This window comes from Devosia sp. SL43 (assembly GCF_021729885.1).
Taxonomy (GTDB): Bacteria; Pseudomonadota; Alphaproteobacteria; order Rhizobiales; family Devosiaceae; genus Devosia.
The window spans coordinates 1,790,039-1,805,038 of sequence record NZ_CP063401.1 but is presented as its reverse complement, the minus strand read 5'-3'; the positions used below and the strand labels follow the sequence as shown (position 1 = coordinate 1,805,038).

Sequence of the window (15,000 nt, the reverse complement as noted above, 5' to 3'; positions counted from 1 at the left end):
GACTTACCGTGCCCGGCGCAGAAGGTAGCGCGCGAGGGTCACGCGCGAGAAGCCTTCCGCGCGATGAGTACAATCGCGGCTTCGGCGATGGCCGCCGGCGCCATGCCGAATTCGTCGAGCAGGAATTCGGCCGAGCCGGTCGGGGCGAAAATGCCCGGTACGCCCAGGATCTTCATGGGTACCGGTGACTCGGCGACGACGACCTCGGCAATGGCAGAACCCAGGCCGCCATAGATGGAATGCTCCTCGGCCGTTACGATGGCTCCGGTGTCGCGCGCGGCGGCGACCACGGCTTCCACGTCGATCGGCCGGACGGTCGCCATGTTCAGGACGCGTGCCTCGATCCCCTTGGTCGCCAGGAGATCTGCGGCTTTCATCATCCGATGGGTCAGGGTGCCATTGGCGATCAGGGTCACGGCATTGCCGTCGCGCAACAGGTTGGCCTTGCCGAGCTCGAACTTATGCCCTGCGGGCAGCAGGTCCGGTACGCCGACGCGCGACAGGCGCAGGAAAACCGGGCCTTGGTAGCTGGCCGCCCACTCGGTGGCCGCTGCGGTCTCGATGGAATCGCAGGGGGCGATGACCGGCAGGTTCGGCAGGACGCGGGTCCAGGCAAAATCCTCGATCGAGTGATGGGTGGGGCCCAACTCGCCATAGGCCATGCCCGAGGAAATGCCGACCAGCTTCACGTTGGCATTGGAATAGGCGATGTCCGCCTTGATCTGCTCGAGGGAACGGCCTGTCAGAAAGCACGACGCCGCGCAGACGAAGGGCAGCAGGCCGCCATTGGCGAGACCGGCACCGACGCCGACCATGTTCTGTTCGGCGATGCCCACATTGACCAGCCGCCCGGGCCATTTGGCCTTGAAGCCAACAAGCTTGGACGAGCCGACGGAGTCGTTGCAGACGGCGACGATCCGCTCGTTCTCCGCGCCAAGCCGTTCGAGCATGGCCGTGAACGCGTCGCGGCAGTCATGCAGTTTGGGGGAGTTGGTCACCGCGTTCATCACAAAGTCTCCGACAGCTCGGCCAGGGCGAGCTGGTATTGTTCGGCATTGGGCACCTTGTGATGCCAATCGACCCGATCCTGCATGAATGAAATGCCATGGCCCTTGTTGGTATGGGCGACGATGGCATGCGGGCCCTGGCTCCGGTGCTGCAGCGCCGGCACCACTTCGGACATGGCGTTGCCGTTGATCTCCGACACGTGCCAGCCGAAAGCTTCGAGCTTGCTGCGGAACGGCGCCAGATCGTTGGTGTCGCTGAGCGAGGCGCCCTGCTGGAAACGGTTGTGGTCGATGATCAGCGTGAGGTTGTCGAGGCGAAACTGGGTAGCTGCCGAAATCGCCTCCCAGTTCGAGCCTTCCTGCATCTCGCCATCACCGGTCAGGACGTAGGTATGATAGCGGGCCCCCATTATCTTGGCGGCCTTGGCCATGCCGACGGCGACCGGCAGGCCGTGTCCGAGCGGACCGGTATTGGTCTCGACGCCCGGAACCTTGTTCGTATTGGGATGACCGTTCAGCCGGGAATGCGGCTTGAGGAACGTGGAAATCTCTTCCTCGGGGATGAAGCCGCGCTTGGCCAGTGTCACGTAAAGTGCACAGGCCGTGTGCCCCTTTGACAGCACGAAGCGGTCGCGATCGGGGTGCCGGGGCTGGTCAGGCCAAATCCTGAGCACGTGAAAATACAGCGCCGTCAGGATGTCGATGGCCGACATTTCTCCGCCGATATGGCCGGCACCGGCTTCGTAGACGGCTTGCAGGTCGCGGCGGCGAATCTGGCGGGCGATGCGCTCGAGATCGTTCGGCTGCATGATTTTCTCGTTGTGCATAAATATACTGTTGCCCATATATTTGCGCGACGCCCAAGCAAGTCAAGCGAAAATGGCAGCCTCGACCAAAATCCAGCATTGGGGATTCATGTTGACACGGTGGGCGCTGATCGGCTACGCATTTACAGACGTACTTGAATAAATATGCGTATCGGTTTGCGAAACGGTAGATCGAATGCGGGAGGAGGAGCCGTGATGCTTGCATCGGTGAAGGATCGCGAGGAGGGAGGGGCCGCGCGCGTAGCGATGTCGGCTCTCAAAGGCGCGACGGGGCCGCTGATCGGCCTCATCCTGCTCTGCCTGTTCCTGACCTTCGCCACCGACAAGTTCATGTCGGTGCGCAACGTGCTCAACATCCTCGACCAGATCACCGTGCTGGGGATCATGGCCGTCGGGATGACGCTGGTCATCCTGATTGGCGGCATCGACCTGGCGGTTGGATCGGTCCTCGCTTTGGCGATGATGGTGATGGGGTACCTTTCCAACCAGTTGGGCTACCCATTCCCCATCGCCATGGTCCTGGCGCTGCTGGTCGCGGCGGCAAGCGGCGCCGTCTCCGGCGGGCTGATCACCATCTTCAAGGTGCCAGCCTTCATTGCTACGCTGGCCATGATGTCGGTGGCGCGCGGCCTCGCCAACATGATCACCGATGGCCAGCAGATCGTGGGCTTTCCGTCCTGGTTCAGCCTCCTAGCCTACAATCGTTATGGCGGTTTCCTCACAGCCACTGTCGCCATCATGCTGGTGGTATTCCTATTGGGCTGGCTCTACCTGCGGTTCACGCGCGGCGGCCGTTCGCTCTATGCCATTGGCGGCAATCCCGAAGTGGCGCGCCTGGCCGGGATCAACGTCTCGTTGTTCACCATCGGCGTCTACGTGGTCTCGGGCTTGTTGGCGGGTCTGGCGGGCATTGTGCTGGCCATGCGGCTGGACTCGGTGCAGCCGACGGCGGGCGTGACCTATGAACTCGACACGATCGCGGCCGTCGTCATCGGCGGGACGAGCCTGTCGGGCGGCAAGGGCGGCGTCGTGGGAACGATTGTCGGCGTTCTGATCATCGGCGTGCTGCGCAACGGGCTCAACCTGCTGGGCGTGTCGCCCTTCACCCAGGCCGTGGTCATCGGCGTCGTCATCGCCCTAGCGGTCGGTGCGGAGGCCTTCAAGAAGAGATAGCGAATTTGGCGCCTGCCAATAACCGGCGGTTTAGCCGCCGGTCAATCGCCGGGCTCAACGCCAGGCAAAAGCTTCGGTCCCGCCAATGCGGATACCGGAATCAACGGAGGAGAAACATCATGAAGCTCAAGACTGCCATCATGGCCGCCATCCTGGCGACGACTGCGCTCAGCCCGCTCGCCTCATCGGCTGCCGAGGTCAAGAAAATCGGCCTCGCCGTCTCGAACCTGCAGGCCGACTACTTCAACCAGATCAAGATCGGCGTCGAGGCCTATGCGGCTGAACTGGGGATTGAGGTCATCACGGTCGATGCCAAGAACGATAGCGCCACCCAGGTGAGCCAGGTGCAAGACCTGCTGACCCAGGAGATCGACGCCTTCATCTATATCCCGGCTGGCGCCGCCGCCGCCGCCGTGCCGACACGCCTCGCCAAGGAAGCCGGTATTCCTGTCGTCAACGTCGACCGCAATGCGGACGAAGCGCCGGGCGACACGTTCATTGCCACCGACAACGCCACCTCGGCCTACGAAGTGTGCAAGCACATCATCGGCCTGGCCGGCGGCGCGGGCCAGATGATCATGATCCACGGCCAGAAGGGCACGACCCCGGAAGTCGAACGCACCAAGGGCTGCATGCAGGCGATCTCGGAGAATCCGGGCGTCGAGCTGGTCGCCGAGCAGTGGAGCGAGCAGTGGTCGCAGGCCGAAGGCCTCAATATCGGGCAGAACCTGCTGCAGGCCAACCCTGAAGTCACGCTCATCTTCGCCCAGGCCGATGGTCTTGCCCTTGGCGCGGCCCAGGCCGTGAAGGTTTCGGGCGTCGCGCAGCGCGTCTATATCGGCGGCTTCGACGGTGACACGACCGCACTGCCGATCCTGGCCGAAGGTGGCTTCGACGCCACCGCGACCCAGCAGGTGCGCGGCATCGGCCGTCTGGCCGTCGACAGCGCCATCAAGCTGGCTGCCGGTGAAACGCTGCCGGCCGAGCAGCTGCTGCCCGGCTTCCTGACAACGCCGGAGAATGCCGCCGAGTTTGTCGCCGAGCATCCCTGATCGGAAGAAAGTAGCGCCATGACCGCGAGCGATACCGCTCCCATCCTCACCCTGCGGCAGATCCGAAAATCCTACGGATCTCTTGAGGTTCTGCACGGTGTCGATCTCGACGTCCGCGCAGGCGAGGTTGTGGCGCTGCTGGGCGAGAACGGCGCCGGAAAGTCGACATTGTCGAGCATTGTTTCCGGCGCTGTTCAGGCTAGTTCGGGTGACATGACCTGGCTCGGGGCGCCCTATGCCCCGGCCAATCCGCGCGCCGCGATTGATGCCGGCGTCGGGATGATCCACCAGGAACTGCGGCTCCTTCCGCAATTGTCGATCGCCGAGAACGTGTTTGTCGGGCGCTACCTGATGCGCGGCGGGCGGATTGATCGCAAGGCGATGGAGGAGCGGGCCTACGCGGGCCTGCAGCGGCTTGGCCTTGAGATATCGCCAAGCCGGCTGGTCGAAGGGCTGTCGACGGCGAACCAGCAATTGATCGAGATCGCAAAGGCGCTAACCCTCAATGCCAAGCTGCTGATTCTGGACGAGCCGACGGCGGCGTTGGGCGGCGAGGAAACCCAGTTGCTGTTCCGGCAGATCGAGCGCCTCAAAGCGGCTGGCGTCGGGATCGTCTATATCTCCCACCGGCTGGACGAAATTCACCAGATTGCCGATCGTGTCGTGGTCATGCGGGACGGCTCCAAGGTGCAGGAGTTCGACAGCGGTGACGTGCCTGTGCGGACCATCGTGGAAGCGATGGTTGGCCGCTCCCTGGATCGGATGTTCCCGGCCATACCCACGCCGAGCGACGAGGTGGTTCTCGAGGTCCGCGATCTTGCCTCACCTTTGGGTACCTTCAACGACATCAACTTCCAGGTGAGGCAGGGCGAAGTCTTCGGCATCGCCGGGCTGGTTGGCGCTGGCAGAACCGAGCTGGTGCGCGCGATTGCCGGCGCCGATCCGATTGCCAGGGGACAAGTCATCCTGCACGGCAAGGACATAACGCCACGCTCACCGGCCGAGGCGATCCGGAACGGCGTCGTGCTGGTGCCGGAAGACCGCAAATTGCAGGGCCTAGTGCTCGACCATTCAATTGCCGAGAACATCGGCTATGCCAATCTCGACACTGTGTCGCGGCGCGGCGTGGTGACGTCGGGCCAGCTGGCCCAGTTTGCCGATACCTTCATTGCCCGGTTTGGCGTCAAGGGCCGTGGCGGCCAGGATGCCGGCGAGCTGTCCGGGGGCAACCAGCAGAAGGTCGTGCTGGCCAAGTGGCTCGCGCGCAATCCACAGGTCGTGGTGCTGGATGAACCGACGCGTGGCATCGATGTCGGCGCGCGATCCTCCATTTATGACACGATCATGGACCTGGCCCGGCAGGGCGTTGCCGTGATTGTCGTGAGTTCGGACCTCGAAGAGGTCCTGGGCGTCTCGAACCGCGTCATGGTCATGGCGCATGGAAAGCAGGCTGGAATTCTGGACCGGAAGGACGCCAATGACGTCTCGGTCATGGAACTGGCGACAAGTTGAACAAGGAATACTAGACGATGGCCGACATCACGCTCAATGCGCCGACCCTGTTTGATCTCACGGGGAATGTCGCCCTGGTCACCGGTGCCGGCAGCGGCATTGGCCAGCGCATCGCCATGGGGCTGGCACAATGTGGCGCCGATGTCGCCCTGCTCGACCGCCGCACCGATGACGGGCTGGCCACCACCGCCGAATTCATCGCCCGGGCCGGCCGTCGCAGCATCCAGATCGCGGCTGACGTCACCAGTAGCGCCGCACTCAATGATGCCGTGGCCCGCACTGAGGCCGAGTTGGGCGCACTAAGCCTGGCGGTGAATGCTGCAGGCATCGCCAATGCCAACGCCGCCGAGGACATGGAAGAGAGTCAGTTCCAGACCATGATGGACATCAACCTCAAGGGCGTCTTCCTGTCCTGCCAGGCCGAGGCGCGGGCCATGCTGGCGCATGGGCGCGGCGCGATTGTCAACATCGCCTCGATGTCGGGGGTGATCGTCAACCGCGGGCTCAACCAATGCCACTATAATGCGTCCAAGGCTGGCGTGATCCACATGTCCAAGTCGATGGCGATGGAATGGGTCGGGCGCGGTATCCGCGTCAACACGATCAGCCCTGGTTACACCGCAACGCCGATGAACACCCGCCCCGAAATGGTGCACCAGACCAAGTCCTTCGAAGAGCAGACGCCAATGCAACGGATGGCCCATGTCAATGAAATGGTGGGGCCGGCGGTCTTCCTTCTGTCCAATGCGGCGAATTACGTGACAGGCATCGACCTGCTGGTCGATGGCGGATTCTGCTGCTGGTAAACGGCGATGACTCAGTTGGGTGAAGCGGCGCCAGCTGCGCCAATGAGGTTCATCTGAACGTCAGAAATTTCACGACTAGTCCTTCAAATGGCGAACATTGCGCAGGCCGTTGCTCGGCCTGTCGTCCAATTGGCGCTGTTCCTTATGCACAATAGATCCCGTAGAGGGTCGTCAGCACCTGCTTCACCGCATCTGAGGCGAGGCTGTAGTGGACCTGCTGGCCATCGCGCCGCGTCTTGACGAAGTCCCAGGCGCGCAGCTTGGACAGGTGCTGCGACAGGGGTGACTGCGCCAAGCCGACCCTGTCGCCCAACTCCGTCACATTCATCTCCCGTTCCAGCAGGTTGCACAGGATCAGCAACCGCTTTGAGTTGGCCATGGCCGTGAGGAGGCGCGTTGCCTGATCGGCATTGGCCTCCATCTTGTCGATTTCCATCTTGATCATATTAGAATGTTCTTATATACGACTGTGAGTAACGTCAATATCTGCCGAATTTCCTCAAGCTTCAAGGACACCACCATGAGAATCAATGTCGGAACACCCGACCGGATTGCCCGCATTGTCATCGGGGCCGTGCTGGTTCTGCTGCCGTTCGTTTCGGGCATGGCCCTGTTCGCCAACCCCGTCTGGCTGTGGGCCTCGGTGATCGTCGGCGTCGTGCTGATCGTCACCGCCCTGGTCCGCTTCTGCCCCCTCTACGCCATTCTTGGTCTTTCCACCTGCAAGGTTCCGAGCCGATGACTGAATTCACCCCTCTCATGTCGCTGTCTGGCGGCACGCTGATCGGGCTCTCTGCCGTATTACTCATGGCCTTTCATGGCCGCATCGCCGGGATGACCGGCATCCTGACGGGCCTGTTGCCGCCCATTGCAGCGGACTGGGGCTGGCGCGCCGCGTTCATCGCCGGTGCCATCGTGGCGCCTATGCTGATCGTGATGCTGTCCGGCCAGGCGATTGGGTTCGACAGTCCGGTCCCTACCTCCTGGCTGGCGGTCAGCGGGCTGATCGTGGGCGTAGGCGTCTATTTCGGCTCCGGTTGTACTTCGGGCCACGGCGTCTGCGGCCTGGCGCGGTTGTCGCCGCGCTCGATCGCCGCCACAGCCATCTTCATGGCGACGACTGCGGCGACCGTTTTCGTCACCCGGCATGTGATGGGAGGCCTGTGATGCAGCGGACCATCATTGCCGGCCTGATCGGCCTGGTCTTTGGCACCGGCATGGCACTTTCGGGCATGTCCAACCCGGCCAAGGTGCTGAACTTCTTTGACTTCGCCGGCAGCTGGGACCTCTCCCTGGCGCTGGTCATGGCCAGTGCCCTTGTGGTTACCGCCATCGGCTATCGCATCGTGCTGCGGCGCGACAGGCCTGTTGTGGAAGCCCGATTCCACCTGCCGACCGGGCGAAAGCTCGATCTGCCGCTGATCGCCGGCTCCGCCATTTTCGGCGTGGGCTGGGGGATGTCCGGCTTCTGTCCCGGCGGCGCCATTCCGGCGCTGGGCCTGGGGGAGAGCTCGGTCTGGATCTTCGTCGGCACCATGCTGGCGGGAATCTTCGCCGCCCGCACTGTCCGCCTCGCGCTGGAATCCCGCGCGACGCAAACCGCCTGACCCCTGGAAAGGAAACCGCGATGAGCAAACTTCCCTTTACGCCCGATCTCTCGGCCAAGCCGGAGGTTACCGCCTTCTTCGACGCCCCGACCAATACCATCAGCTATGTGGTCAAAGATCCCGATTCCAATGCCTGCGCTGTCATCGACAGCGTCATGGACATTGACTATGCAGCGGGCCGGATCACCTATGATGGTGCAGACAAAATCATCGCCTATATCGAGGAGCACGAGCTCAAGCTCGAATGGCTGATCGAGACGCACGTGCATGCCGACCACCTGTCGGGCGCGCCCTATATCCAGAGCAAGCTCGGCGGCAAGCTGGGGATCGGCGAGAACATCACCATTGTGCAGGACACCTTTGGCAAGGTGTTCAACGAGGGCACCGAATTCCAGCGCGATGGCAGCCAGTTCGACCGCCTGTTCAAGGACGGTGACAGCTATCAGATCGGCGGGCTGACCGTCTATGCGATGCACACGCCGGGCCACACCCCGGCCTGCATGACCCATGTGGCGGGCGACGCCGCCTTTGTGGGCGATACGCTGTTCATGCCCGATGGCGGCTCGGCCCGCGCCGATTTTCCTGGCGGGGATGCGCGTACGCTCTACCGGTCGATCCAGCGCGTGCTGGCTCTGCCGCGCGAGACGCGCCTGTTCATGTGCCACGACTACGGCCCCAATGGGCGTGACATCCAGTGGGAGACCACCGTTGGCGATGAGATCGACCACAATATCCATGTCGGGCACGGCACCGACGAGGACACCTTCGTCCGTATGCGCGAGGCGCGTGACGCCACGCTCACCATGCCCAAGCTGATCATTCCGTCGCTGCAGGTCAACATGCGCGCCGGCCGGCTGCCGCCCAAGGACACCGACGGCAAGACCTATCTCAAGGTTCCCGTTAACGGGCTGTAGCTGTCCCCCAGTCGCAGCTCGGCTCCCTTCGTTCCTGCGAGGGGAGGAGCAACTTCAGAAAGCCCCCAACATGTTCTCCCTTTTCAAATCCAAGGCCAACACCATGAACGTTCGCAAGGTCGACGACAGTTTTGCCGTCACAGGCCAGATTACGCCCGAGCAGGTCCAGTCTGTCTCCGATGCCGGATACAAGTCCATCGTCTGTGCGCGACCCGACAACGAGGAGCAGGGACAGCCCAGCTTCAACGAGGTGGCCCGCGCTGCCGAGACGCTGGGGCTGCAAATCGTCCACATTCCCGTGTCCGGCGGGTTGGGCGAGGGACAGATCATCCGTTTCCATGACGCCTGGAAGAAGATGCCCAAGCCGATGCTCGGCTATTGCCGCTCCGGCGCCCGCGCCGGCAGCCTCTACGCCACGCTGTCCAAGTAAGACGGATGAATCTCAAGACCTACTTCCCCATTCTCGACTGGGGCCGGCGCTATAACCGGCAGACGCTGACCAGCGACCTCGTCGCAGCGGTCATCGTCACCATCATGCTGATCCCGCAGTCGCTGGCCTATGCGCTGCTGGCCGGCCTGCCGCCGGAAGTGGGTCTTTATGCCTCGGTGCTGCCGCTGGTCGCCTATGCGATCTTCGGCACATCATCGGCACTGGCCGTCGGCCCCGTGGCGGTCGTCTCGCTGATGACGGCCGCTGCCGTCGGGAAGCTGGCGGTCGAAGGTACGGCCGACTATGCCAGCGCGGCCATCCTGCTGGCCTTGCTGTCGGGTGTCATGCTGACGGTAATGGGCCTGTTCAGGCTTGGCTTCATCGCCAACTTCCTCTCCCATCCGGTGATCTCTGGCTTCATCACCGCATCGGGTCTGATCATCGCCACCAGCCAGGTGGGTGGTCTGCTCGGCATCAAGACCGAGGGCCATGCGCTGCCGCAACTGGTAACCTCGATTGTGCAAAATGTCGGTTCCATCAACTGGAACACTGTGGCTGTCGGGGTTGTGGCACTGGCGCTGTTGCTGTGGATCCGGCTCGACCTCAAGAATTGGCTCAATCGCTTCGGCCTGCCCAAAGGCGTGGCCACGGTCATCGTACGGGCCGGTCCGGTGTTCGTAGTCTTCCTCACCATGGCCTGGTCTGCGATGTTCGACCTCGGCAGCAAGGGTGTTGCGCTGGTCGGTGAGGTACCGCAGGGCCTGCCGATGCTGTCGCTGCCTCGCTTCAATCTCGACACGATGCAGGCGCTGCTGCTGCCGGCGCTGATCATCTCGGTCGTTGGATTCGTCGAATCCATCTCGGTAGCCCAGACCCTCGCCGCCAAGCGGCGGGAGCGCATAGATCCGAACCAGGAACTGATCGGGCTGGGTGCGTCGAACCTGGCTGCAGCCATTGGCGGCGGCTATCCGGTGACCGGCGGCTTTGCCCGCTCGGTGGTCAACTTCGACGCCGGGGCGGCCACCCCGGCGGCCGGCGCCTTCACCGCCATCGGCATTGCCGGGGCGACACTGCTGTTGACCCCGTTCCTCGCCGTCCTGCCCAAGGCGACGCTGGCGGCGACCATCGTACTCGCAGTGTTGACGCTGGTGGATTTTTCTATCCTCAAGCGGGCCTGGGCCTATTCGAAGGCCGATTTCGCAGCGGTGGCCATCACGCTACTGGGCACGCTGTTGTTGGGGGTGGAGGTTGGCATTTCGCTGGGCGTCGGCGCCTCGATCCTGATTTTCCTATATCGCTCGTCGCGTCCCCATGCCGCTGTCGTCGGGCTGGTGCCGGGCACCGAGCACTATCGCAACGTCAAGCGCCATCGGGTCGAGACCATCCCCGGCGTGCTCTCAATCCGCGTCGACGAAAGCCTCTACTTTGCCAATGCGCGCTATCTGGAAGACCTGATCTACGACCAGGTCGCATCCGACCCGACGGTCAAGGACGTGGTGCTGATGTGTTCAGCGGTCAACGCCATCGACATGTCAGCGCTCGAAAGCCTAGAGGCCATCCAGCGGCAATTGTCCGATCTGGGCGTGCGGTTGCATCTGTCCGAGGTCAAGGGGCCGGTCACCGACCACCTGCACAAGACGGCGTTTCTTGAGCATCTGAGTGGTGGGCTACACCTCAGCCAGCATCAGGCCATGCTGGCCATCGGGGCGCGCCGCCTGTCTGCCCCTGCTGATACCTACAAGCAGCACCTCGGAGCGGTGATCTAGATCGAATGGCAGGCCACGGGCTATCCAACGAGGTGTGAGACGGCCGCGAATGGCTCAAGTCGCCGTTCTGGGTGCGGGTTGTGGCGGCATCGTCATCCCCTACAAGTCGGTTGCCGCACGGGCGTCAACTCCGAACGCGCGGCTGAGGACAAGCAGGTCCTGCCACAGATTGAGTGCAAAGCTGCGCATGACGATCAACTCAAACGCCTCAGGCCCAATCCGGGTCAGATGGACACCGATGTGGCCGAGCAGGGTCTGGGCAGATCGACCCGGTGGAAAGGCTTCGGGGTCGAGATCAATCGCGCATCCCTTTGCCAGCGCGTCCGCTGCACTGGGTCCGGCAATACTGATGCGGACACGGGCATGCCCCAGATCGACCAAGGCGGCGTCCCGGCCCAGTGCCGCCTCAATTGCGACGAGGTCCAACGACGTCCCAACTGCACCGATCAACAGCCACTGCGCATAGCCAGCCGAACGCAATTGCGCCTGTTCATGCGTCGCAAGTGCAGCCAGACGCTCCAGTAAGGCAACGGCATCAGGAGCGGCCAGCAGCGACAGGAGCGATGTCTCGGGCAGGGCGGACAGGACCACTCCAGGGCCCTTGGGCCCGATTGCGCCAGACTGCCCAAATCGTGCGTCCGCCAGCGCTGCCTTGCTGACAAGTCTGATATCAAACATGCGCTGGTTCTCCCTGCGGAGCGTAAAATGCCGGCGAACACAGGACGGCGCGGGTGGTCTTTCCGGCCAGCTTGTTCCAGAGCGTCACCTCCTCGCCGAGGCGCTGCGGACCGCCGCGCACCAGTGCCAGACCAATCGTGTGCCCGAGCGTCGGGGAGAAGCAGCTTGAGGTGACATAGCCCAGATCATTGGCCATCGACGGGGCCGCCCCTGGCGCGAGCAGGTGGGCGCCGGTAGCAAAACTTTCGGTGGCGTCGAGCGGCTTGACCCCCACCAGTTGCGGGCGGTCGGCGGCCTGTACACCCTCGCGGCCCAGCATGGCCTTGCCGATGAAAACGGGCTTGTTGGCCGACACCATGCGCCCGAAGCCCAGATCGCCCGGTGTCACGGTGCCGTTGATCTCCGCATGGGTGACGTGGCCCATTTCGATGCGCAGAACGCCCAGTGCCTCGGTGCCGTAGGCCGTGATCCCCATGGCAGCGCCCGCTTGCATGATTGCATCGGCCACCGCGCTGCCAAAACCGGCCGGCACCGCCAGTTCGAATGCCAGCTCACCCGAAAACGAAATCCGGAACAGCCGCGCCGCGATCTGGCCACCGAACAGCGTCACCTCGCGTGCCGCGAGAAACGGAAATGCCGCTTCGGAAAGGTCGGCATCGACGATGCCGGCGAGGATGTCGCGCGAGCGGGGTCCGGCTACGGCCATCTGCGCCCATTGGTCGGTTACCGATGCCAGCCGCACATCGAGTTCTGGCCAGAGCACCTGGGCGCAATATTCGAGATGAGTGAGAACACCAGCCGCCAGCGCTGTCGTCGTCGTCATGAAGTAGCGATTTTCGCCCAGGCGGCTGGTTGTGCCGTCATCATAGATCATGCCGTCCTCGCGCAGCATGATGCCGTAGCGGGCCTTGCCCACGGGCAGCTTGAGGAAGGCGTTGCAATAGACGCGATTGAGAAACTCCGCCGCGTCCGCACCGACGATCTCGATCTTGCCCAAGGTGGAGACATCGCACAGCCCGGCGGCGGTGCGGACGGCGTTGACCTCCCGGTCGACGCTCTGCCGCCAGGTCGTCTCACCCGGGCGCGGGAACCAGGCCGAGCGATACCAGAGGCCGGTCTCGACGAAGCTGGCGCCCTGGCGTTCGGCCCAATCATGCAAAGGCGAGCGCCGCATCGGCTGGAAATGGGCGCCAGTCGACACACCGGTCAGCGCACCAAAGGAGACCGGCGTGTAGAACGGGCGATAAGTCGTCGTACCCACAGCATCGGGCGACACGCCCCGTACCGCCGCGAGGATGCCGATGGCGTTGATATTGGACAGTTTGCCCTGGTCGGTCGCCATGCCGTTTGTGGTGTAGCGCTTGGCCAGTTCCACATGGCCATAGCCCTCGCGCACGGCTAGCCCCAGATCCTTGAGGTGGACATCGTTCTGATAGTCGACGAACGCCTTGCCAATCGGCTGCTCCACAAACCAGAACGCTTTGCCAGGCCGCTCGGGCGTTGCTTGTCCGGCATCGAAAACGGCGGGCTTGGCCCCGATGCCCAATGCGCTCAGTGCGATAACCGCCTGGTCGGCACCATCGGCCAGGCCGGCGGCGATGCCATAGACCCCCGCTGCCGCACCGGCCACGGCTAGGCCATCACGCGACTGCGGCGGTAGAAACGCGGCGTGGCTTTCGGACCATACCGGCTTGTCGCCACGATGGCAGGCCAGGTTGACGATCGGGCTCCAGCCAGCCGACATGGCCAGCGCGTCAACGGCGATGGTTTCTTCGCCGTTGGGTCCGCGCACGGTGATGCCGCTCAATGACTTTCGCCCACCGGTCCCGGCAACCACGCTATTGCTCAAGACCCGGGCCTTGCCGGTGTAGCTGCCCGGCGCGGGTTCACCTGGATCGATGATAGCCACGACCTCGACGCCCAGGGCTTCAAGGTCTGCTGCGGTGCGATAGCCGGAGGGACCAGCGGTGAACACGGCGACGCGACGGCCGGGGGCGATGCCGTAGCGATTGGCATAGGTGCGCATCGCCCCGGCGAGCATCACGCCCGGCACATCATTGCCGCCGAAGACCATCGGACGTTCCTCGGCCCCGGCGGCCACAATCGCCTGCCGGGCCTGGATGCGCCAGAACCGTTCGACTGGATGGTCTGGGTCGATTGCGCCGACATGCTTCTGGACCCGTTCCAGCGCCCCGAACACACCATCGTCGTACCAGCCGACAACTGTCGTTCGAGCCAGCCGCCTGACCTTGGGGAAACTGGCCAGTTCCGCCAATGTTGCGGCGACGAAGCCGGCGGCGGAAACGCCATCGACCGAGCCGGTCTCGGCCAGCAGCGACCCTCCGAGCTCGGCACTTTCGTCCGCCAGGATGACGCGGGCGCCGGCCCGTGCGGCGGTCAGCGCGGCGGCGAGCCCTGATGGTCCCGACCCCACGACCAGAAGATCACAATGAGCCCAGCTTTTTTCATAGCTGTCCGGGTCGGCTTCAAAGCTGGCGCGACCAAGGCCGGCGGCCTTGCGGATCAACGGTTCATAGACCCGTTCCCAAAAGGCAGACGGCCACATGAAGGTCTTGTAGTAGAATCCGGCACCGAGAAACGGCGCCGCCAGGCTGGTGATGGCCCCCAGATCCAAATCAAGCGAGGGCCAGCGGTTCTGGCTGCGCGCTACGAGACCGGGATGGATTTCCACCATGGTCGCGCGGGTATTGGCCTCGGTTCGGCCGCCTTCCCCGAGCGTTACGAGAGCGTTGGGCTCGGCCGCGCCTGCCGTCAGAATGCCGCGCGGACGATGGTATTTGAAGCTGCGCCCCACCAGCTGGCGGCCATTGGCCAGCAGCGCCGAGGCCAGCGTGTCACCCGGGTGGCCCGTAAGCGCTAGGCCGTCGAAGCTGAATCGGACAGTCGCTGTACGATCAATGCGTCCGCCCGAGGCGAGGCGATAGGAGGTCATGCCCGCATCCCCGCATCCACGACGCTTCTGATCGCGTGGCTGACGGTGTGGCGTTCCACCACCAGCCAGCGCCGGCAACCACCGGTGTGGTGCCAGTGCTCCTTGTGCCAGCCGCGCGGATTGTCGCGCAGGAAGACATACGCCTCCCATTCGCTTTGCGGCGCGTCCGCGGCCGGACGGATCAGCGTGGCATCGCCGCGCACGGTGAATTCCTCCCTGGGACGGGTGCCGCAATGGGGGCAGGACAACAGGCTGGCCATGAGGGTGCTTTCCGA

At 63.6% G+C, this 15,000-nt stretch carries 16 protein-coding genes; 10 read left to right on the top strand and 6 right to left on the bottom strand.

Annotated features, from left to right (window positions below; translation table 11 throughout):
• Window positions 1–38 precede the first annotated feature (38 nt).
• Both IM737_RS08850 and IM737_RS08845 read right to left on the bottom strand, forming a co-directional pair.
• Entirely contained in the window at window positions 39–1,007 is a 969-nt protein-coding gene (locus IM737_RS08850; RefSeq protein ID WP_236899551.1) for a transketolase family protein, read from the bottom strand.
• Entirely contained in the window at window positions 1,007–1,816 is an 810-nt protein-coding gene (locus IM737_RS08845) for a transketolase (RefSeq protein WP_236899550.1), read from the bottom strand. The genes IM737_RS08850 and IM737_RS08845 overlap by 1 nt, the downstream gene beginning before the upstream one ends.
• Before the next feature lie 213 nt (window positions 1,817–2,029).
• Here IM737_RS08845 and IM737_RS08840 point away from each other — a divergent pair, with 213 nt between their 5' ends.
• The 4 genes from IM737_RS08840 (at window position 2,030) to IM737_RS08825 (ending at window position 6,377) form a co-directional block, all read left to right on the top strand.
• Entirely contained in the window at window positions 2,030–3,007 is a 978-nt protein-coding gene (locus IM737_RS08840; protein ID WP_236899549.1) for an ABC transporter permease, read from the top strand.
• Window positions 3,008–3,126: 119 nt separating this feature from the next.
• A complete protein-coding gene (locus tag IM737_RS08835) occupies window positions 3,127–4,059 on the top strand; it encodes a substrate-binding domain-containing protein (RefSeq protein ID WP_236899548.1) in 933 nt (310 codons plus the stop codon).
• An 18-nt stretch (window positions 4,060–4,077) separates the two neighbouring features.
• Window positions 4,078–5,571, top strand: coding sequence for a sugar ABC transporter ATP-binding protein (locus IM737_RS08830; RefSeq protein ID WP_236899547.1), 1,494 nt, complete (start codon window positions 4,078–4,080; stop codon window positions 5,569–5,571).
• 17 nt (window positions 5,572–5,588) lie between these two features.
• Complete coding sequence (locus IM737_RS08825) at window positions 5,589–6,377, top strand: SDR family oxidoreductase (protein ID WP_236899546.1); 789 nt, start codon at window positions 5,589–5,591, stop codon at window positions 6,375–6,377.
• Window positions 6,378–6,519: 142 nt separating this feature from the next.
• On the opposite strand, the gene IM737_RS08820 is transcribed toward IM737_RS08825, so the two are convergent.
• On the bottom strand, window positions 6,520–6,822 hold the full coding sequence (locus IM737_RS08820; RefSeq protein ID WP_236899545.1) for an ArsR/SmtB family transcription factor: 303 nt from the start codon (window positions 6,820–6,822) through the stop codon (window positions 6,520–6,522).
• 75 nt (window positions 6,823–6,897) lie between these two features.
• Between IM737_RS08820 and IM737_RS08815 the strand changes: the two genes are divergently transcribed.
• The 6 genes from IM737_RS08815 to IM737_RS08790 all read left to right on the top strand — a co-directional run bounded on the left by IM737_RS08815 (window position 6,898) and on the right by IM737_RS08790 (window position 11,094).
• Window positions 6,898–7,119, top strand: coding sequence for a YgaP family membrane protein (locus IM737_RS08815; RefSeq protein ID WP_236899544.1), 222 nt, complete (start codon window positions 6,898–6,900; stop codon window positions 7,117–7,119).
• Window positions 7,116–7,544 (top strand): YeeE/YedE family protein, encoded by a 429-nt coding sequence (locus IM737_RS08810; protein ID WP_236899543.1) that lies wholly within the window; start codon window positions 7,116–7,118, stop codon window positions 7,542–7,544. The genes IM737_RS08815 and IM737_RS08810 overlap by 4 nt, the downstream gene beginning before the upstream one ends.
• Complete coding sequence (locus tag IM737_RS08805) at window positions 7,544–7,984, top strand: DUF6691 family protein (RefSeq protein ID WP_236899542.1); 441 nt, start codon at window positions 7,544–7,546, stop codon at window positions 7,982–7,984. Before IM737_RS08810 ends, IM737_RS08805 begins: the two co-directional genes overlap by 1 nt.
• 20 nt (window positions 7,985–8,004) lie before the next feature.
• On the top strand, window positions 8,005–8,898 hold the full coding sequence (locus IM737_RS08800) for an MBL fold metallo-hydrolase (protein ID WP_236899541.1): 894 nt from the start codon (window positions 8,005–8,007) through the stop codon (window positions 8,896–8,898).
• Window positions 8,899–8,968: 70 nt separating this feature from the next.
• Window positions 8,969–9,328, top strand: a complete 360-nt coding sequence (locus IM737_RS08795; RefSeq protein ID WP_236899540.1) for a beta-lactamase hydrolase domain-containing protein — start codon at window positions 8,969–8,971, stop codon at window positions 9,326–9,328.
• A gap of 5 nt (window positions 9,329–9,333) precedes the next feature.
• Complete coding sequence (locus tag IM737_RS08790) at window positions 9,334–11,094, top strand: SulP family inorganic anion transporter (RefSeq protein ID WP_236899539.1); 1,761 nt, start codon at window positions 9,334–9,336, stop codon at window positions 11,092–11,094.
• Between the two features lie 99 nt (window positions 11,095–11,193).
• Here IM737_RS08790 and IM737_RS08785 read toward each other — a convergent pair whose 3' ends face one another.
• The 3 genes from IM737_RS08785 to IM737_RS08775 are packed head-to-tail and all read right to left on the bottom strand — an operon-like array spanning window position 11,194 to window position 14,985.
• Complete coding sequence (locus IM737_RS08785; RefSeq protein ID WP_236899538.1) at window positions 11,194–11,772, bottom strand: sarcosine oxidase subunit gamma; 579 nt, start codon at window positions 11,770–11,772, stop codon at window positions 11,194–11,196.
• On the bottom strand, window positions 11,765–14,725 hold the full coding sequence (locus IM737_RS08780; protein WP_236899537.1) for a sarcosine oxidase subunit alpha family protein: 2,961 nt from the start codon (window positions 14,723–14,725) through the stop codon (window positions 11,765–11,767). The genes IM737_RS08785 and IM737_RS08780 overlap by 8 nt, the downstream gene beginning before the upstream one ends.
• The gene (locus IM737_RS08775; RefSeq protein WP_236899536.1) at window positions 14,722–14,985 is read right to left on the bottom strand and encodes a sarcosine oxidase subunit delta; all 264 of its coding nucleotides are present in this window, start codon (window positions 14,983–14,985) and stop codon (window positions 14,722–14,724) included. The genes IM737_RS08780 and IM737_RS08775 overlap by 4 nt, the downstream gene beginning before the upstream one ends.
• Between the last annotated feature and the right edge of the window lie 15 nt (window positions 14,986–15,000).

Excerpts from the sequence above, each read along its gene's own strand:
- IM737_RS08795 (WP_236899540.1), top strand. The coding sequence starts at position 8,969 with ATGTTCTCCCTTTTCAAATCCAAGGCCAACACCATGAACGTTCGCAAG.
- IM737_RS08780 (WP_236899537.1), bottom strand. The coding sequence starts at position 14,725 with ATGACCTCCTATCGCCTCGCCTCGGGCGGACGCATTGATCGTACAGCG.
- IM737_RS08790 (WP_236899539.1), top strand. The coding sequence starts at position 9,334 with ATGAATCTCAAGACCTACTTCCCCATTCTCGACTGGGGCCGGCGCTAT.
- IM737_RS08825 (WP_236899546.1), top strand. The coding sequence starts at position 5,589 with ATGGCCGACATCACGCTCAATGCGCCGACCCTGTTTGATCTCACGGGG.
- IM737_RS08835 (WP_236899548.1), top strand. The coding sequence starts at position 3,127 with ATGAAGCTCAAGACTGCCATCATGGCCGCCATCCTGGCGACGACTGCG.
- IM737_RS08800 (WP_236899541.1), top strand. The coding sequence starts at position 8,005 with ATGAGCAAACTTCCCTTTACGCCCGATCTCTCGGCCAAGCCGGAGGTT.
- IM737_RS08805 (WP_236899542.1), top strand. The coding sequence starts at position 7,544 with ATGCAGCGGACCATCATTGCCGGCCTGATCGGCCTGGTCTTTGGCACC.
- IM737_RS08845 (WP_236899550.1), bottom strand. The coding sequence starts at position 1,816 with ATGCAGCCGAACGATCTCGAGCGCATCGCCCGCCAGATTCGCCGCCGC.
- IM737_RS08850 (WP_236899551.1), bottom strand. The coding sequence starts at position 1,007 with ATGAACGCGGTGACCAACTCCCCCAAACTGCATGACTGCCGCGACGCG.
- IM737_RS08840 (WP_236899549.1), top strand. The coding sequence starts at position 2,030 with ATGCTTGCATCGGTGAAGGATCGCGAGGAGGGAGGGGCCGCGCGCGTA.
- IM737_RS08830 (WP_236899547.1), top strand. The coding sequence starts at position 4,078 with ATGACCGCGAGCGATACCGCTCCCATCCTCACCCTGCGGCAGATCCGA.
- IM737_RS08785 (WP_236899538.1), bottom strand. The coding sequence starts at position 11,772 with ATGTTTGATATCAGACTTGTCAGCAAGGCAGCGCTGGCGGACGCACGA.
- IM737_RS08810 (WP_236899543.1), top strand. The coding sequence starts at position 7,116 with ATGACTGAATTCACCCCTCTCATGTCGCTGTCTGGCGGCACGCTGATC.
- IM737_RS08815 (WP_236899544.1), top strand. The coding sequence starts at position 6,898 with ATGAGAATCAATGTCGGAACACCCGACCGGATTGCCCGCATTGTCATC.
- IM737_RS08820 (WP_236899545.1), bottom strand. The coding sequence starts at position 6,822 with ATGATCAAGATGGAAATCGACAAGATGGAGGCCAATGCCGATCAGGCA.
- IM737_RS08775 (WP_236899536.1), bottom strand. The coding sequence starts at position 14,985 with ATGGCCAGCCTGTTGTCCTGCCCCCATTGCGGCACCCGTCCCAGGGAG.